1 pseudogene is annotated in these 343 nt (G+C 62.7%); it reads right to left on the minus strand.

Annotation, left to right across the window (positions count from 1 at the left end):
* Positions 1-251, minus strand: a pseudogene (locus tag EFL26_RS08460) (MCE family protein); the annotation flags it as partial.
* Positions 252-343: the final 92 nt, after the last annotated feature.

A 343-nucleotide genomic window follows, 5' to 3' on the forward strand; every position in this document is an offset into this window, starting at 1 on the left:
TCGTTGTCGGCCACCACACCGGAGAACAACGCCAGGTTCTGCGCGAACGACCGGATCGCCGACCCCTTGTCCGACTGCGTGCGCAACACCGTGTTCGAGTCCCGGATCAACGCCGTGGTCACATCGAAGTTGTCGTTGGCCGACTTGATGAACGCATCGGAGGTGTCGATGATCTGCCCCAGATCTCCACCCGTGCCCTTGAACCCCGCACCCAGCTCCGAGACCACCGTGCGCAACTCGTCCTGCGGCACCGAGTTCACGAACGAATCCACACTCGTCAAGATCTCCGTCGTCGACTTCGGCACCTGCGTGGACGCCGTCGCGATCTCCGACCCGTCCTTCA

It is taken from the genome of Nocardioides pocheonensis (assembly GCF_003725535.1).
Classification (GTDB): Bacteria; Actinomycetota; Actinomycetes; order Propionibacteriales; family Nocardioidaceae; genus Marmoricola; species Marmoricola pocheonensis.